We start from the raw sequence: 14,719 nt of genomic DNA, 5'->3' as shown, positions 1-14,719 counted from the left end.
GCATCTTATTTGGTCGGACCAGAGTTGACAAAGCGATTTTGATTTATCGATAATAGATAATCAAGGCCGAAGACGGCCCGCGCAACAACCAGCGCAAACAGATCGCCTGATCTCTGGGAGGAGACCATGCTTCAGACCGTGGCAATGCCGGGCTCCGTGCCCGAAGCACAGCGATTCCTGTCGAGCCTGGAAGGCGCGATCATCCTCGCCGGCGGTACGGTGGTCATGCCGGTGCTGAACTACGGCACCGACGCTTTCACCAGTCTTGTCAGCCTGCGCAAGGTCGGGCTCTCCGGCATCAGCGTCGAAACTGGCAAGACCACAATTGGAGCGGCAACCACGCTTGCCGAGTTGGAGGACGAGAAGGCGCTGGCCTTCCTGCGCCCCGCTCTGGACACCATCGCCTCGCCCACCATCCGCAACATGGCGACCGTCGGCGGCAATCTTTTCGTCAAGCAGCCCTATGGCGATCTTGCCGTCTGCCTGATCGCGCTGGGTGCGACAGCCACCATCGCTGGTCCAGGGGCTGAGCGTATCGAGCCGGTTGAGCAGACCGTTTCCAGCGGCGTGAAAGCAGGCGAAATCGTCACGCAGATCAGCCTCACGCTACCGGCAAAAGACGCGTTCAAATTCACCAAGGCGACACGCAAGGCGTTCAACTCTGCCGCAATCGTCACGGTCGCTGCGGTCGTGGTGCTGGAAGGACGTGTCGTCTCGTCAGCCCGCATCGCGCTCGGCGGTGTGGCGAAGACGCCGGTTCGTGCAACGTCCGTCGAGAAGGCGCTGACGGGAAAACCCTTCGACCACGCGCATGTCGAAGCCGCCGCAAAGGAAGCCTTGAAGGACATCGACCCGGCCGACGATGCCTATGCCAGCGCCTGGTACCGGGCGCGCGTGACGCCGGTGCACGTCAGGCGGGCGTTGCTCGGCGAATAATCGGTACCAGCGAAAAATAGCCACCGGGAGGGTAGCCATGAAGCATTCCGTCGTATCGCTCACCATCAACGGCGCCGAGCGCCAGATGCTGGCGGCCCCCGGCACGACGCTGCTCGACGTGCTGCGTGAGAGCCAGGGGCTTACCGGCACGCGGCGCGGCTGCGAGCAGGGCGCCTGCGGCACCTGCACCGTGCTGGTCGACGGCAGGACGGCAATGTCCTGCATGCTGCCGGTCGAGACGATCGAAGGCGCGCATGTCGAAACCATCGAGGGCCTGACCCCGCCGCAAGGGCTGCATCCGATCCAGGAGGCATTCCTCGAAGGTTTCGCCACCCAATGCGGCTTCTGCACTTCGGGCATGATCATGGTTGCGGCTGCTTTGCTGGCGAAGAATCCGAACCCGGCGCGCGACGATGTCGTGCGCGCGATCTCCGGCAACATCTGCCGCTGCACCGGCTATGAGGCGATCATCGACGCCATTCTCGATGCCGCCGTCAGGGTCAAGTCGGCCAGCCGCGCCGAAGCGGCGTGAGGAAACGGGCCATGGAAAAGATCGACACCAGCTTCTTCGCCAAGGAACGCGAGGCCGAGCTTTCGGTCGTCGGTGAAAGCGTCCAGCGTGCCGATGCGCGCGGCCATGTCACCGGGCGCACGCAGTTCTACGAGGATGTGACTTTCCCCAACACGCTGCACCTGAAAATGGTGCGCTCCACCCGCCATCACGCGCTGATCAAGGGCATCGACACCGAGGCTGCCATGAAGGTGCCGGGCGTCGTGCGCATCCTTACCCACAAGGACGTGCCCAACAACTGGTACACGATCCTGAAACTGATCGGCGTCGGCCCCGACGACGAGCCGGTGCTGCCGGAAGACCGCGTACTGTTCATGGGCGAGCAGATCTGCGCCGTGCTGGCCGAGACGCCGCAGGCAGCCCTTGAGGCCGCGCGCCGCGTGGTGGTCGACTATGAGGACTTGGCCCCTGTCTTCGATGTGGAGGAGGCGATGACCTCCACGCCCTTCAAGAAGGATGGCACCAACTACTTCGTCTATGAGGGCCACAATTGCCGGCGCATCCGCTTCGGCGATGTCGACAAGGGTTTTGCCGAGGCCGACCACGTCATCGAGCACCGCTACGATTCCTCGCCCATCGAGCATGCGCCGACAGAGACCACCGGCTGCACGGCAAAGCCGGAGGGCAATGGCCGCATCACCATCTATTCCAACACGCAGGCGCTCTATTTCACCCTCGACAACATGGCGCTCATCCTCGGTGTGCCGTTCAACAAGCTGCGGCTGGTCGGTGGCACGGTTGGCGGCGGTTTCGGCGGCAAGGTCGATGTCATCGTCGAGCCGATCGCGGCCCTGGGCGCCATGCTCACCAACCGGCCGGTGAAATATGCCTACAGCCGCGCCGAGGAGATGCAGGTGTCGTCGCCGCGCGCCGCCGAGCGCATCTACATCAAGGATGGCGTCATGAAAGACGGGCGCATCGTCGCCCGGAAAATCACGCTCTATGTCGATGCCGGCGCCTATTGCCGCCATTCCACCTACGGCACCACCAAGGCCGCCGCCCACATGCCGGGCCCCTATACGATCCCCAATGTCCATGTCGATGCCTATTGTGTCTACACCAACCGCACCCCGTCCTCGGCCATGCGCGGCTTCGGCGTGACCATCGGCGATTTCGCGCTGGAATCGCAGATGGACCAGATCGCGCGCTTCCTCGACATGGACCCGATGGAACTGCGGCTGCTCAATGCCTATCGCGACGGCGACATGAAGGCCCATCGCAAGAAGGTCGATGGCGCCGCCCTGGTCGAAGTCATCCAGGCCGCCGCCCGCCAGACCGGCAAGCAGCTTGCGCCGCGCTTTGCCAAAATGTCCTCGATGACGAGGGAGGGCTGAGCATGGAGCTTACCCCCACCCTTGTTCCCTCTGGGCAATCGCATATGGCACAGCCTACCCCCACTCCGGTTTGCTTCGCAAACCACCTCTCCCCCTCAAAAGGGGAGAGGAAGGGCGCCAGCCTTGCAGACGTTTCCTCTCCCCCGTCGATCGGGGGAGAGGTGGCGCGCGAAGCGCGACGGAGTGGGGGTCGAATTTCATATGGAGATGCAAAATGGCGAGGCTGAAGGGCCGCGGCGTTGCGGCAGTGAACTATCCCACCGGCATGAACCTCGGCGGAGACCCGTCTCAGGCGCTGATCCACGCGACGACCACCGGCAGCTTCGTCATCACGCTTTCCTCCGTCGATCTCGGGCAGGGCATCAAGACCGTCGGCGCGCAGATCGCCGCCGAAACGCTGGGCGTGCCCTATGAAAGCGTGATGATCGACACCGCCGACACCGACACCGGGCCGCACTGCATGGGCACCTTCGCCTCGCGCGGCACGCACCGCATCGGCAACGCCATCATGATGGCGGCGAAGGAAGCGCGCGAAGTGATGATGAGCGTGGCGGCGACCGAACTGGAAGTCGATGCCGGCGACCTCGTCACCGACGGCAAGGGCCGCATCCATGTCAATGGCGCGCCCGACAAGGGCATCGCCGTGCTCGATGTCGCGCTCGCCGCCCATTTCAAGCATGGCCGGACCATTTCCGGACGCGGCATGTATCTCAAGCCGAAAAGCGAGGTCGTGCCCGAGACCGGCGAAATGGACCCGGATTCCTGCCAGGCCCACGCCTGCACCATCGCCGAGGTCGAGGTCGATGACGAGACCGGCGACGTCACCGTGCTCAAGATGACCAACGCCTACGAGATCGGCCGCGCCATGAACCCGGCGCTCGCCCACCAGCAGATCGTCGGCGGCGCCTGGATGGGCATCAGCCACGCGCTCTACGAGACGACGGAGCCCTATTATCCCAGCCGCGCGCACGGCCCGCTCGATTTCTCCGAATACCTGATGCCGGGGCCGGGCGACATCGCCGAGATGGATTCCGTCATCATCGAACGGCCGTCCTCCAACGGCCCTTACGGCGCGAAAGGCATCGGCGAAATGACGGCCAATTCGCCCATTCCCGCCATCGCCAATGCCATCTTCGATGCCTGTGGCGTGCGCGTCACCTCGATGCCGATCACGCCCGAAAAAATCCTGCGCGGCCTTGATGCGCTGCGCGGCAACCCGAACTGAAATCGAGAGGACAATGGAATGATCAAAGTCATGGCCCTGATGAAGCGCAAGGACGGCATGAGCTTTCAGGATTTCCGCAAATGGATTCTGGAGGATCACGTCGCCTTCGCCCGCAACCTGCCGGGCATGCGCAAATACACCTCCAACGTGCTCCGCGCCGAGAATGCCGAGGCACCCTTCGACGGCGTTTCGGAAATGTATTTCGACAGCGAGCAGGCCATGGCCGACGCCTTCGCCACCGAGGCCGGCAAGGCTGCGGGCGGCGATGCTGCCGCGCATTGTTCCAATCGGTTTCGGATGGTGTGCGACGAGAAATTGCAGTTTTAGGGGATTGTGATGCAACCGCAGGCACCCCCCTCTGGCCTGCCGGCCATCTCCCCCTCAAGGGGGGAGATTAGCAGCTCGCCCGTCCCGTTCATCCTGAAACGTTTGCGACTGGCGAAAGCCGGGAAGCAGCTAATCTCCCCCCTTGAGGGGGAGATGGCCGGCAGGCCAGAGGGGGGTGCTGCCGTCAAACCTACGTCGAGGGCCTCATGCCCTCGCCCCTAACCCAGGACCAGCTCGACGCCTCCCTCGCAGCCGCCGGCTACCTAGCCGACGAGACGCTGGTCACCGCCCTCTACCTCGCGCTAGAGCTCGGCAAGCCGCTGCTGCTGGAAGGCGTGCCGGGCGTTGGCAAGACCGAGGTCGCCAACACGCTGGCGAAAATCCTCGGGCGGCAATGCGTGCGCCTGCAATGCTATGAAGGCATCGATGCCTCGCGGGCGCTCTACGACTGGGACCATGCCCGCCAGCTCCTGGCAGTGCGCGTGGCCGAGCGCGGCGGCAAGGTCGAGACCGCCGACCTCTACGCGCCGGAATTCCTGATCGAAATGCCGCTGCTGAAAGCACTGCGCAACGCCGGCACGACGGTGCTCCTGATCGACGAAATCGACCGCGCCGACGATGCTTTCGAGGCGTTCCTGCTTGAGTTCCTGTCCGATTTCCAGATTTCCATTCCCGAAATCGGGACGGTGAAGGCCGGCCAGCCGGTCGTCACCATCCTGACCTCCAACCGCACCCGCGAATTGCACGATGCGCTGCGCCGTCGCTGCCTCTACCACTGGATCGACTATCCCGACCGTGCCCGCGAACGCGCCATCATCGAGCGCCATGCGCCCGGCATCGCGGCGGAAGCGGCTGATCGGCTGGTCGAGGCGGTTGCCGCCATCCGCCGCCTGCCGCTGATCAAGCGCCCCGGCATTGCCGAGAGCATCGACTGGGCGCGCGCGGCGGAAGTTCTGCACCGCGACGGCACGCCATGGCCCGACGCGCTGAAGCGCTCGCTCGGCCTGCTGGTAAAGGATCAGGAAGACTTTGGCGTCATCGAGCGCGCGGGCGTGATATGAGCGCCACCGCAAACAGCCTGCCGGCAGCGCTGGGCACTGAGCTGCTCGCCGGTTTTCCCGCAGCGCTGCGCGAGGCCGGCCTGCCGATCGACCCCGGCCGCGCGATGAATTACCTTCACGCCGTGCGCGTGTCGCGGCTTTCTGGCATCGGCGATCTGGCGCGCGCCGGCCGCGTCACGCTCACGGCCTCACCGGAAGAATTTCCGCTCTACGATTCCGTGTTCGAGGTTTGGTTTGGCGCCGCCCCCATTGCCGGCGTGGTCAAATCGCCGGACGAGCAGGAAAGCCCGCGCAGCGACCGCCCGCAGGGCAGCGACCAGCGTCTCGATCTGCTCGATGGCGATGCCGCGGGGCAGGCGGCTGCCGACGATCATGTGCGCAACCGCAAGAATTTCGCCCGCGCCGGTGAAGACGACCGCGACACGCTTGCCCGCATGCGCCGCCGCCTCGACCGCCTGCCGGCAACGCGCAGTCGAAGCTGGCGGCCGGCTCCGGCGGGCCATCGCATCGACCTTGCCGGCACCATCCGCGCGGCGCGGAAAACCTTCGGCGAGACGCTGCGGATTCTCAGGCAGGCGCGGCCGGAACGCCCGCGCCGGCTGCTTCTCCTCATCGATGTTTCCGGCTCGATGAAGGCGCAGTCGGAGCCCTATCTGCGCTTCGCCCATCTGCTGACGCGGCAGCGGCCCAAGGTCGAGACCTTCTGCTTCGGCACGCGGCTGTCGCGGGTGACGAAGGTGCTGAAACACCGAAATGAGGAGCAGGCGCTGGCCGGCCTCGCCGACATCGTTTTCGACTTCGACGGCGGCACGCTGATCGGCCGCTCGCTCGAGGATTTTCTGAGTGTCTCGCGCCACACCGCCCTCGTGCGCGGCGCGGTGGTCATCGTGTTTTCCGATGGGCTGGAGCGCGGCGATCCCGGAGCTATGGTCCACGCCGTCGAGCGTCTGTCCCGCCTCGGCCACCGGCTCGTCTGGGTCACGCCGCTGGCCGCCGATCCGCGCTATCGCCCGGTCACACGCGCCATGGCCGGCATCCTGCCCAGCCTCGATCTCGTCGCCGATGGCGGCAGCCTCGCCGCGCTGGAAAGGCTGATCGGCGATCTCGCTGGGCTGGACCGGCGACCGCGAAGACAGGCCGGGCGGCAATACAGCGGTGCGTCCTTCGAGGCTCCCCTTCGACAAGCTCAGGGTCGCACCTCAGGATGAGGAAGGGCGTGCCGGCAGAAGCCCTCATTATGAAAGCAGGAGCATCTCAAGATGAGGAAGAACAGCGCCCACTTCCCTCATCCTGAGGTGCGAGCCCTCGTTGCCGCCGGAGGCGGACGCGTCGCCATTGGCGGGCGAGCCTCGAAGGACGCACGAACGGCAAAGCTGATGTTTCGGAGCCACCAAATCAGGAGCCCATCATGATCAAGATCGTCGACGGCCATCACCACATCTGGCGGCAGGCCGATCTGCCGTGGCTGCAGGGGCCGATGGTGCCGCGCATTTTCGGGCCCTACGAATCCATCCGCCGCGACTATCCGATCGCGGAATTTCTGGCCGACATCAAAAGCTCCAACGTCGAGAAATCCGTCTATATCCAGACCAACTGGGCCAAGACGGGTTCGGTCGACGAGGTCGCCTGGGTACAGAGCGTGGCCGACGCGCATGGCTGGCCGCACGGTATCGTCGGCTATGCCGATCTGCTCGATGACAATGCCGGTGAAACCCTGAAGCGTCAGGCGAAATTCCCGCTGATGCGCGGCATCCGCATGCAGCTTCACTGGCACAAAAACGAAATGTACCGCTTCGCCGCCGATCCCGATCTGGCCAGCGATGCGCGGCTCAGGAAAAACATCCGGCTGCTGGCCGAACACGGCTGGTCCTTCGACCTCCAGGTCTTCGCCTCCCAGATGAAGGGTGCGGCAAAGCTCGCCAAGGACAATCCCGACATCACCTTCGTGCTCCAGCATGCCGGCATGCTCGAGAACCTGTCGCCCGCCGGGCGAAACTCATGGCGCGAGGGCATGAAGCGCCTGGCCGATCAGGAAAACGTGGTCAGCAAGCTTTCCGGCCTCGGCACCTTCATCCACCGCAACGACGCCGCCCACATCCGCGACGTCGCCACCGAGACCATCGCCCGGTTCGGGCCTGAACGTTGCCTGTTCGGCTCCAACTTCCCGATCGAAAAACTCTGGACGAGCTACGCCGATCTCGTCACGGCCTATCGCACGGCGCTGTCGTCCTTCCCGGAGAAGGTGCAGAAAGCGGTGCTGCACGACACGGCGAGGCGGGTTTATCGGCTGGAGTAAGCCTCCCTCAATGCCCCGAGTTACCATCCATCAGCCGTCTTCGCAGCGCGTTGGAAATATTGTCGAAGATGAACACCACGATCAGGATCAGCAGCACCATATAGGCGACATTGGCCCAGTTCGAATTGGTGCGCATTGCCTCCCATAGCTTCAACCCGATGCCGCCGGCGCCGACGGCACCAATAATAGTTGCCGAGCGTGTGTTGGATTCCCAGAAGTACAGCGCCTGGCTGAGAAACACCGGCAGCACCTGCGGCACCACGCCGAAGCGCTGCACGACGACCGGCGAAGCCCCCACCGAGCGCACGCCCTCGCGCTGCTTATCGTCGACATTTTCCAGCGTCTCCGAATAGACCTTCCCGAGCGTGCCGGTGTCTGTGAAGAAGATCGCGGAAATGCCGGCCAGCGGCCCCGGCCCGAAGGCGCGGGTGAAAAACAGCGCCCAGATCAGCATGTCGACCGAGCGCAGGAAGTCGAAGAAGCGCTTGGTCAGCTGGTTGGCGAAGAAGTTGGGCGTGATGTTGCGCGCCGCCATGAAGGCCAGCGGGAAGGCGATGAGGGAGGCGAACAGCGTGCCGACGAAGGCCATGACGATGGTCTGCAACAGCTTCGTCCAGACATCGCCATGCTGCCATTGCGAATTGTTCCAGATGTTGTCGAAGGCAAGCGCCGCATTCGACATTTCCGGCTTGATGCGCTCGCCCGAGGTGATGAGCCCAGCCACCTCGGAGAACGATTTGCCCCAGAAAGGCGAGTTCGGGTCGAACACGAAGTTCGGCCAACCGAAGAAGCGGCGGCTGATCGATACGCGCTCCGGTGAGATGCGGGCCTCGCCGGCAAAGCCGAAATCGACCTTCACCTCATCCTCGCGCAACGTCGCCCAGCCGGGCAGCGCGCCTTGCGGCTTGGCGCCGTCCGGTTCCAGAACCATGGTCAGCGTCTCGCCGCGATGGTCGACGGTAACCAGCTTGCTGTCTGCGCTGACGCTGCCGCTTGAGCCGAAATCCACGGTCACCCTGTCGCCGGCCTGGTTCACCCAGTCCGGGTTCGGATTGTTACCCAGCGGCGAATAGCGCGGATAGGTGATCTTGGCCTCGGTGCCGGTGAACCGGATCGTCGGGCGCAGATCGTAGGAATACCATTGCCGCGCATAGAGATTGGCGCGCTCCCATTGGCCGCCGGCAATCACCGTGCCGATAGAAAAGAACCACCAGCAATAGACGACATAGAGCAGGCACCCCAGCGCCACGAACAGCGGCGTGTAGCGCTTCAGCAGGGAGCGATGGAACACGTCCGGGTGACGGTTTTCGATCTCGGCGAGTTGTGCGGCGGTCATGGTTGCCATGGTCAGCGTCCGAAATCGAAGGATTGCGCACCGACAAGCTTGCGGCGCAGCCAGGCCGAGAACTGGTCTACGGCGACGACGGTGGTGAACAGCAGGAGGATGATGGCGAGCGTCTTGGCCTCATGGCCGCGGCCGATCGAAAGCCGCAGCTCCTCGCCGATGCCGCCGCCACCGACCGCGCCGATGATGGTCGAGGCGCGCACATTGATCTCGAGCCGCAGCAACGCATAGGACATGAAATTCGGCATCACCTGCGGCACGATGGCGAAGCCGACGCGCTCGAACCAGTTGGCGCCGACAGCGCGCAGGCCTTCCTCGGCCTTCATGTCGGCATTCTCGACCACCTCGTAGAACAGTTTGCCGAGCGCGCCGATGGTGTGGATGCCGACTGCGAAGATCGCTGGGATCGCGCCAAGCGACAGCACGGCGGCGAAGAAGCCGGCGATGACGATTTCCGGGAAAGCGCGCAGCACTTCCATGTAGCGCCGCACGACGAAGCGCAGCATCCGGCTGGCAACGAGGTTCTTGGCGGCGAGGAAGCAGAGCATGAAGCCGAAGACGAAGCCGATCAGCGTGGAAAGGGCTGCGATGTTCAGCGTTTCCAGCATCTTGTAGAAATATTCGGGCACGTAGAGGCCGGAGCCGAACAGATAGACGCGGCCTTCGGGATAATCGTATTTCAGGCTGCCGTCGAAATAGGGCGAGGGCAGGTCGAACATCGCGCGCCACACCTCCCAGCCGTCGCGGGGCAGCATGTCACCGGCGAAATCGAAGAAATGCGGCAGCCGGTCGAAGAATTTGCCGGCATTGGATTCATTGGCGAACCACAGCGAACTGCCGAGTGCGATGGCAAGAGCGCCGACGATCAGGATCGAATAGAGGCGCCGCCGCGAGGCCAGCTCGCGCCAATGCCGCTCGATGGCAAGGCCCTCGGCGGAAAGGCCGGTATGGACAGTCTGGCTCATGCCGCTTTCCACTCACATCAGATTGCAAAAACGGCCGGGCATTTTATTGCCCGGCCGCCTTATAGGAGGGTTCTTAGCCGCCGATCTGCGCCTTGCGGGCGTCGATGATCGGCTGGTAGAAGGCCGGCGTCACTTCGGTGTAGCTGGTGAAGTCGCCGCCCTGGATGGCGGAGAAGCAGGCCGGGTCGGTCTTCGGCAGGTCGACCATGAACTGCTTGAATTTGGCCTTCATGTCGGCGTCGATCGCGGTGCGCACGACGATCGGGCCGTTCGGGATCAGCGGCGATTTCCAGAGCTCGACAAAATCCTTCATGTCGATCATGCCCTTGGAAACCATCTTGTGCAGGTTGCCCGAGGTGTAGCCCTCGTCGAACGAGCCTACGCCCGAGCCAAAGGTGGTGCCGGCATCGAACTTGCCGTCCTTGACGGCCAGAACCAGGTTTTCATGGCCGCCGCCGAAGCCGGTCTCGCCGAAATAATCCTTCACCGCGACGTTGCCGATATCCTTGGGCAGCGAGGTGACGGGGATCAGGTAGCCCGAGGTCGAATCCGGGTCGGCGAAGCCGAGCTTCTTGCCCTTCATGTCGGCCAGCGTCTTGATGCCCGAATCCTTGCGGGCGACCATGATCGAATAATAGCCCTTCGAACCGTCGGTCTGGACGGTGGTCAGGATCGGCTCGACCGCGTCGGCGTTGGCGAGGTAGATCTTGGCATAGCCGGAGGCGCCGAGTTCGGCGTAGTCGAGCGTGCCGCCGAGCAGGCCCTGGATGACGCCGTCATAATCGGTGGCCGGGAAAAGCTTCACTTCCTTGACGCCGATGGCGGCCGGAAGCGTGTCGGCGAGGCACTGGTAGTTGCGCAGGCTGTCGGCTTCGTTTTCGCCGCCGAGAATGCCGACGCGGAAGACTTCCGGGCTATCGGCATGAGCTGCCGTGGCGCCGGCCAGAGTGGCGAGCGCAACCGCGCCCAAAAGGGCTTTCCTTGGGAACATGGACGTGTCTCCTGTTAATTCCAATTGATATCGATGTGTCTTTTGCAGAACCGGCCCTTCACGCGGGCGAAACGATCACGGACGCTCAGTGGCCGGCATAGGCGGGCTGGAGCGATCCGGCGGATTCGAGTTTGCGCAACCGCTCGGGGCGGATGCTGGTCGAGGTGATGGCCTCGGAGATTTCTTCGCCATTGGCATCGGCGCCATAGACGAGGCGCACGGCCTCGCGGGTGAGGCTTTCAGGCGCGCCATCGAACACCACCTTGCCGCCGGCCATGCCGATGATGCGGTTGCAATAGGCCCGCGCCGTGTCCAGCGTGTGCAGATTGGTGATGACGGTGATGCCTTCCTTGAGGTTGATGTCGCGCAGCGAATCCATCACCACCTTGGCGTTCATCGGGTCGAGCGAGGCGATCGGCTCGTCGGCCAGGATCAGTTTCGGCTGCTGCATCAAGGCGCGCGCAATAGCCACGCGCTGCTGCTGGCCGCCCGAAAGCGTGCCGGCGCGCTGAAGCGCGGTCGGCGCGATATCAAGGCGCTCAAGCGCTGCGATCGCCTGGGCGCGCTCCTCGTTCGAGAATATGCTGAGCAGGTTCAGTGCGGTGGAACGGTGGTTCAGCCGGCCGAGCAGGACATTGGTCAGCACGTCGAGGCGCGGCACGAGGTTGAACTGCTGGAAGATCATGGCGCAGTCGCGCTGCCATCGCCGCAGCGTCGCGCCCCGATGAGCCGACACTTCCTCGCCCTCAAAAAAAATCGACCCCTGGGTGGGATCGATGAGACGGTTGATCATGCGCAGAAGCGTCGATTTGCCGGCGCCGGAACGGCCGATGATGCCAACCATCTGGCCCTGCTGGATTTCCAGCGCGACGCCGTCAACGGCGGTCTTCTTGCCAAATCGGCGCGAGACGTTTCGGATTTCGAGCATGGCGACTTTCCCGTTCGGCTGTTTCAGCCTCATGGGAAGAATTGGCTACCGGACCAACATGAAAGCGCGGTGTCAGTTCGATGTCAGTTTTGTTACGCTCCACAGTCGTGACGGCAATTATGACTGCTTTCAATCGATGAAATCGCTGGGAAAGCGGGGTTGAAAGCGTCAGGCAGCGCCCGGTGGGACCAGTCTGAAATCGGGCAGTTCGCGCAGCGCCAGTTCCGGCCCGGCGGGTGAATAGACGACGAAAAGCTGCATCGGGCCGTCGCCGGTGTTGGTGGTGGAATGGAACCGGCTTTCCGGCACATAGACGGTGCAGCCCGGCCCGACCTTCTGCACGACCGGATTGCCGGCCTCGTCCTCGACCATCTGCTCGCCGCTGCCGGAAATCACGAAGATGATCTCCTCCGCGCCCGGATGGTTGTGACGCGTATGGCCCTGGCCCTTCTGCAGGTCGACGACGCCGCCGGAAAATCGCGCCGCACCATTCACCTCGGGCGCAACGGTCAGCGCCAGCCGGCCCCAGTCGAAGGCGAAGGTGTTCACGTCCTTCGGATAGACGAAATTGCGTTCCTTGCTCATGGGCAAAACTCCTCCTCAGTTCTGGTTCGCGGCCGGCATCAGCGTCAGGTCCTTGAAGCTCGCCGTCTGGTCACGGATCGCGGCTTCAGCCGGCAGCCGTTCCATCGAGCTCGCGCCGTAGAAGCCGTGGCAGCCGCTGGCATTTTCCAGGATGTGGCGTGCGTCCTCCGGCATCGAGATCGGCCCGCCATGGCAAAGCACGATGACGTCCTTGCGCGTCGAGCGCGCTGCCTCGGCAATCGCGTCGATTTCCTTGACGCAATCGTCCAGCGTCTTGGCCGAAGTCGCGCCGATCGAGCCGCCGGTCGTCACGCCCATATGGGCAACGACGATGTCGGCACCCGCCTTGGTCATGGCGCGGGCCTCGTCGGGATTGAACACATAGGGTGTGGTCAGGAGGTCGAGCCCATGCGCCTCGGCGATCATGTCGACCTCGAGGCCGTAGCCCATGCCGGTCTCCTCGAAGCTCTGGCGCATCGTGCCGTCGAACAGGCCGATGGTCGGAAAGTTCTGCACGCCCGAAAATCCCATATCCCTGAGCTCGGCAAGGAAGCGCGGCATCAGGATGAACGGGTCGGTGCCGTTGACACCCGCCAGAACCGGCGTGTGCCTGACCACCGGCAGCACCTCGACTGCCATTTCCTTGACGATTTCGTTGGCGTTGCCATAGGCGAGCAGGCCCGCTGCCGAACCGCGCCCGGCCATGCGGTAGCGGCCCGAATTGTAGATGATGATGAGGTCGATGCCGCCGGCTTCCTCGGCCTTGGCCGACAGGCCGGTGCCCGCTCCGCCGCCGACGATCGGCACGCCACGCTCGATCATGTCGCGGAATTTTTCGAGGATTTTCTTGCGGGGGATAGCCGGCATTTTGGTCTCACTGTTTTGCGATGGCGAGGAAGGCCGCAACTGCAGCCTGCGCGAATTCGGGATCGTTGATGTGCAGCGGCAGGCGCTCGATGCGCCGGTTGGGTGCCGGCTTCAGGCTCGTCTCGATGGCATCGAAGAGTGCGGCGTCGGCTTCCGGATCGAAGAAAGCGCCGCCCTCGATATCGAGCGCGGAAACACCTTTTTCGGGAATGAGAAAATGCATCGGCCCCTCGCAGGCGCTGAGCTTGCGGCCGATCCATTGGCCGATCTGGCGGCATTCATTGGCGGTCGTGCGCATCAGCGTCACGTTGGAATTGTGCTGGTAGAACAGCCGCTCGCGATAGCGCACCGGCACCGTTTCCGGCGCCCAGAAATTCACCATGTCCAGCGCCCCGGCCGAGCCGACATAGGGCAGTCTGGTCCGGGCGATCGCATCCAGCCTGTCCTCGCCGGCAGCCAGCACGCCGCCGAATAGCAGGTCGCAGATTTCCGTCGTGGTGATGTCGATGACGCCGTCCAGCATCCCGCTGTCTGCGAGCTTTTCCATCGTCCGCCCGCCGGTGCCGGTGGCGTGGAAGACGAGGCAGTCATAACGGTCGCGCAACTGCTCCGAAATTGCCGTCACACACGGCGTAGTCACCCCGAACATCGTCAACCCGATCGCCGGCCTGCCATCCTCGATACTGGCCGGATTGGCCGCCATGCCGGCGATCGCCTGCGCGGCATTGGAGAGCACCACGCGACTGATGCGGTTCAGCCCGGCAAGGTCGGTGATCGACGGCACCATGATGATGTCGGATACGCCGACATAAGGCGAGACGTCGCCCGAGGCGAGTGTCGAGACCATGATCTTGGGCAGGCCGAGCGGCAGTTCGCGCATGCCGGCGGTCACGATCGAGGTGCCGCCACCGCCGCCTATGCCGATGATGCCGGCAATGTCGTTCCGCGTCGTGATGAACCGCGAAAACGCATCCGCCATCGCCGCCACGGCGCGGCCACGGTCGCCGCTGGCGAGTTCCGCCTGGGTCGTGTCCGTGCCATGCCGGGCGACCTCGGCGGCGGAAATCTCCACCGCGATTCCGGCAGGCGTCGTGCCGACATCGACCCGCACCGGCGCGGCACCAAGTGCTGCGATCTGTGCCGCGAGATAGTCGAGCTCCTCGCCCTTTGTGTCGGCTGTGCCGACCACATAGATGCGCTTCACGGGTCCCTCCCTGCCGCGACCATTTTCCCCCGTCGCGGCGTCTCCGTCATGTGTCCGATGAGCCGATTTCAGCCATTGCAAATT

Annotated in this window: 15 protein-coding genes; 8 read left to right on the top strand and 7 right to left on the bottom strand. The window is 63.9% G+C overall.

Annotation, left to right across the window (positions count from 1 at the left end; all coding sequences use genetic code 11):
- Nucleotides 1–126: 126 nt before the first annotated feature.
- The 8 genes from DZG07_RS23265 (at nucleotide 127) to DZG07_RS23230 (ending at nucleotide 7,750) form a co-directional block, all read left to right on the top strand.
- Nucleotides 127–936 carry an FAD binding domain-containing protein gene (locus DZG07_RS23265; RefSeq protein WP_119821154.1) on the top strand — a complete coding sequence of 270 codons (810 nt, stop codon included), beginning with the start codon at nucleotides 127–129 and terminating at the stop codon, nucleotides 934–936.
- Nucleotides 937–973: 37 nt separating this feature from the next.
- On the top strand, nucleotides 974–1,468 hold the full coding sequence (locus tag DZG07_RS23260; protein WP_119821152.1) for a (2Fe-2S)-binding protein: 495 nt from the start codon (nucleotides 974–976) through the stop codon (nucleotides 1,466–1,468).
- A gap of 11 nt (nucleotides 1,469–1,479) precedes the next feature.
- Nucleotides 1,480–2,841: a molybdopterin cofactor-binding domain-containing protein gene (locus tag DZG07_RS23255; RefSeq protein ID WP_119821150.1), complete on the top strand. Its 1,362-nt coding sequence runs from the start codon at nucleotides 1,480–1,482 to the stop codon at nucleotides 2,839–2,841.
- A 214-nt stretch (nucleotides 2,842–3,055) separates the two neighbouring features.
- A complete protein-coding gene (locus tag DZG07_RS23250) occupies nucleotides 3,056–4,066 on the top strand; it encodes a molybdopterin cofactor-binding domain-containing protein (protein ID WP_119821149.1) in 1,011 nt (336 codons plus the stop codon).
- A gap of 18 nt (nucleotides 4,067–4,084) precedes the next feature.
- Complete coding sequence (locus DZG07_RS23245) at nucleotides 4,085–4,393, top strand: EthD family reductase (protein WP_119821147.1); 309 nt, start codon at nucleotides 4,085–4,087, stop codon at nucleotides 4,391–4,393.
- 206 nt (nucleotides 4,394–4,599) lie between these two features.
- Nucleotides 4,600–5,454 (top strand): MoxR family ATPase, encoded by an 855-nt coding sequence (locus tag DZG07_RS23240; protein WP_091916459.1) that lies wholly within the window; start codon nucleotides 4,600–4,602, stop codon nucleotides 5,452–5,454.
- Nucleotides 5,451–6,662 carry a VWA domain-containing protein gene (locus DZG07_RS23235; protein WP_162931705.1) on the top strand — a complete coding sequence of 404 codons (1,212 nt, stop codon included), beginning with the start codon at nucleotides 5,451–5,453 and terminating at the stop codon, nucleotides 6,660–6,662. Before DZG07_RS23240 ends, DZG07_RS23235 begins: the two co-directional genes overlap by 4 nt.
- A 200-nt stretch (nucleotides 6,663–6,862) precedes the next feature.
- Nucleotides 6,863–7,750, top strand: coding sequence for an amidohydrolase family protein (locus tag DZG07_RS23230; protein ID WP_119821143.1), 888 nt, complete (start codon nucleotides 6,863–6,865; stop codon nucleotides 7,748–7,750).
- A gap of 7 nt (nucleotides 7,751–7,757) precedes the next feature.
- Here the strand turns inward: DZG07_RS23230 and phnE (DZG07_RS23225) are convergent, their stop codons facing one another.
- The 7 genes from phnE (DZG07_RS23225) to DZG07_RS23195 form a co-directional block, all read right to left on the bottom strand.
- Nucleotides 7,758–9,095, bottom strand: coding sequence for a phosphonate ABC transporter, permease protein PhnE (phnE, locus tag DZG07_RS23225; RefSeq protein WP_119821141.1), 1,338 nt, complete (start codon nucleotides 9,093–9,095; stop codon nucleotides 7,758–7,760).
- Nucleotides 9,096–9,097: 2 nt separating this feature from the next.
- Nucleotides 9,098–10,060: a phosphonate ABC transporter, permease protein PhnE gene (phnE, locus tag DZG07_RS23220; protein WP_119821139.1), complete on the bottom strand. Its 963-nt coding sequence runs from the start codon at nucleotides 10,058–10,060 to the stop codon at nucleotides 9,098–9,100.
- 73 nt (nucleotides 10,061–10,133) lie between these two features.
- A complete protein-coding gene (phnD, locus tag DZG07_RS23215; protein WP_119821137.1) occupies nucleotides 10,134–11,051 on the bottom strand; it encodes a phosphonate ABC transporter substrate-binding protein in 918 nt (305 codons plus the stop codon).
- An 85-nt stretch (nucleotides 11,052–11,136) separates the two neighbouring features.
- Entirely contained in the window at nucleotides 11,137–11,979 is an 843-nt protein-coding gene (phnC, locus tag DZG07_RS23210) for a phosphonate ABC transporter ATP-binding protein (RefSeq protein WP_197716894.1), read from the bottom strand.
- Nucleotides 11,980–12,147: 168 nt separating this feature from the next.
- Nucleotides 12,148–12,564, bottom strand: a complete 417-nt coding sequence (locus tag DZG07_RS23205) for a cupin domain-containing protein (RefSeq protein ID WP_091916465.1) — start codon at nucleotides 12,562–12,564, stop codon at nucleotides 12,148–12,150.
- Between the two features lie 15 nt (nucleotides 12,565–12,579).
- Nucleotides 12,580–13,431, bottom strand: a complete 852-nt coding sequence (locus DZG07_RS23200; RefSeq protein WP_119821133.1) for a phosphoenolpyruvate hydrolase family protein — start codon at nucleotides 13,429–13,431, stop codon at nucleotides 12,580–12,582.
- A gap of 7 nt (nucleotides 13,432–13,438) precedes the next feature.
- Complete coding sequence (locus tag DZG07_RS23195; protein WP_119821131.1) at nucleotides 13,439–14,635, bottom strand: Tm-1-like ATP-binding domain-containing protein; 1,197 nt, start codon at nucleotides 14,633–14,635, stop codon at nucleotides 13,439–13,441.
- Nucleotides 14,636–14,719: the final 84 nt, after the last annotated feature.

The sequence above is a fragment of the Mesorhizobium sp. DCY119 genome (assembly GCF_003590645.1).
Lineage (GTDB): Bacteria > Pseudomonadota > Alphaproteobacteria > Rhizobiales > Rhizobiaceae > Mesorhizobium_M.
The sequence above is the reverse complement of the archived record's forward strand: the minus strand, read 5'-3'. Positions and strand labels throughout refer to the sequence as shown.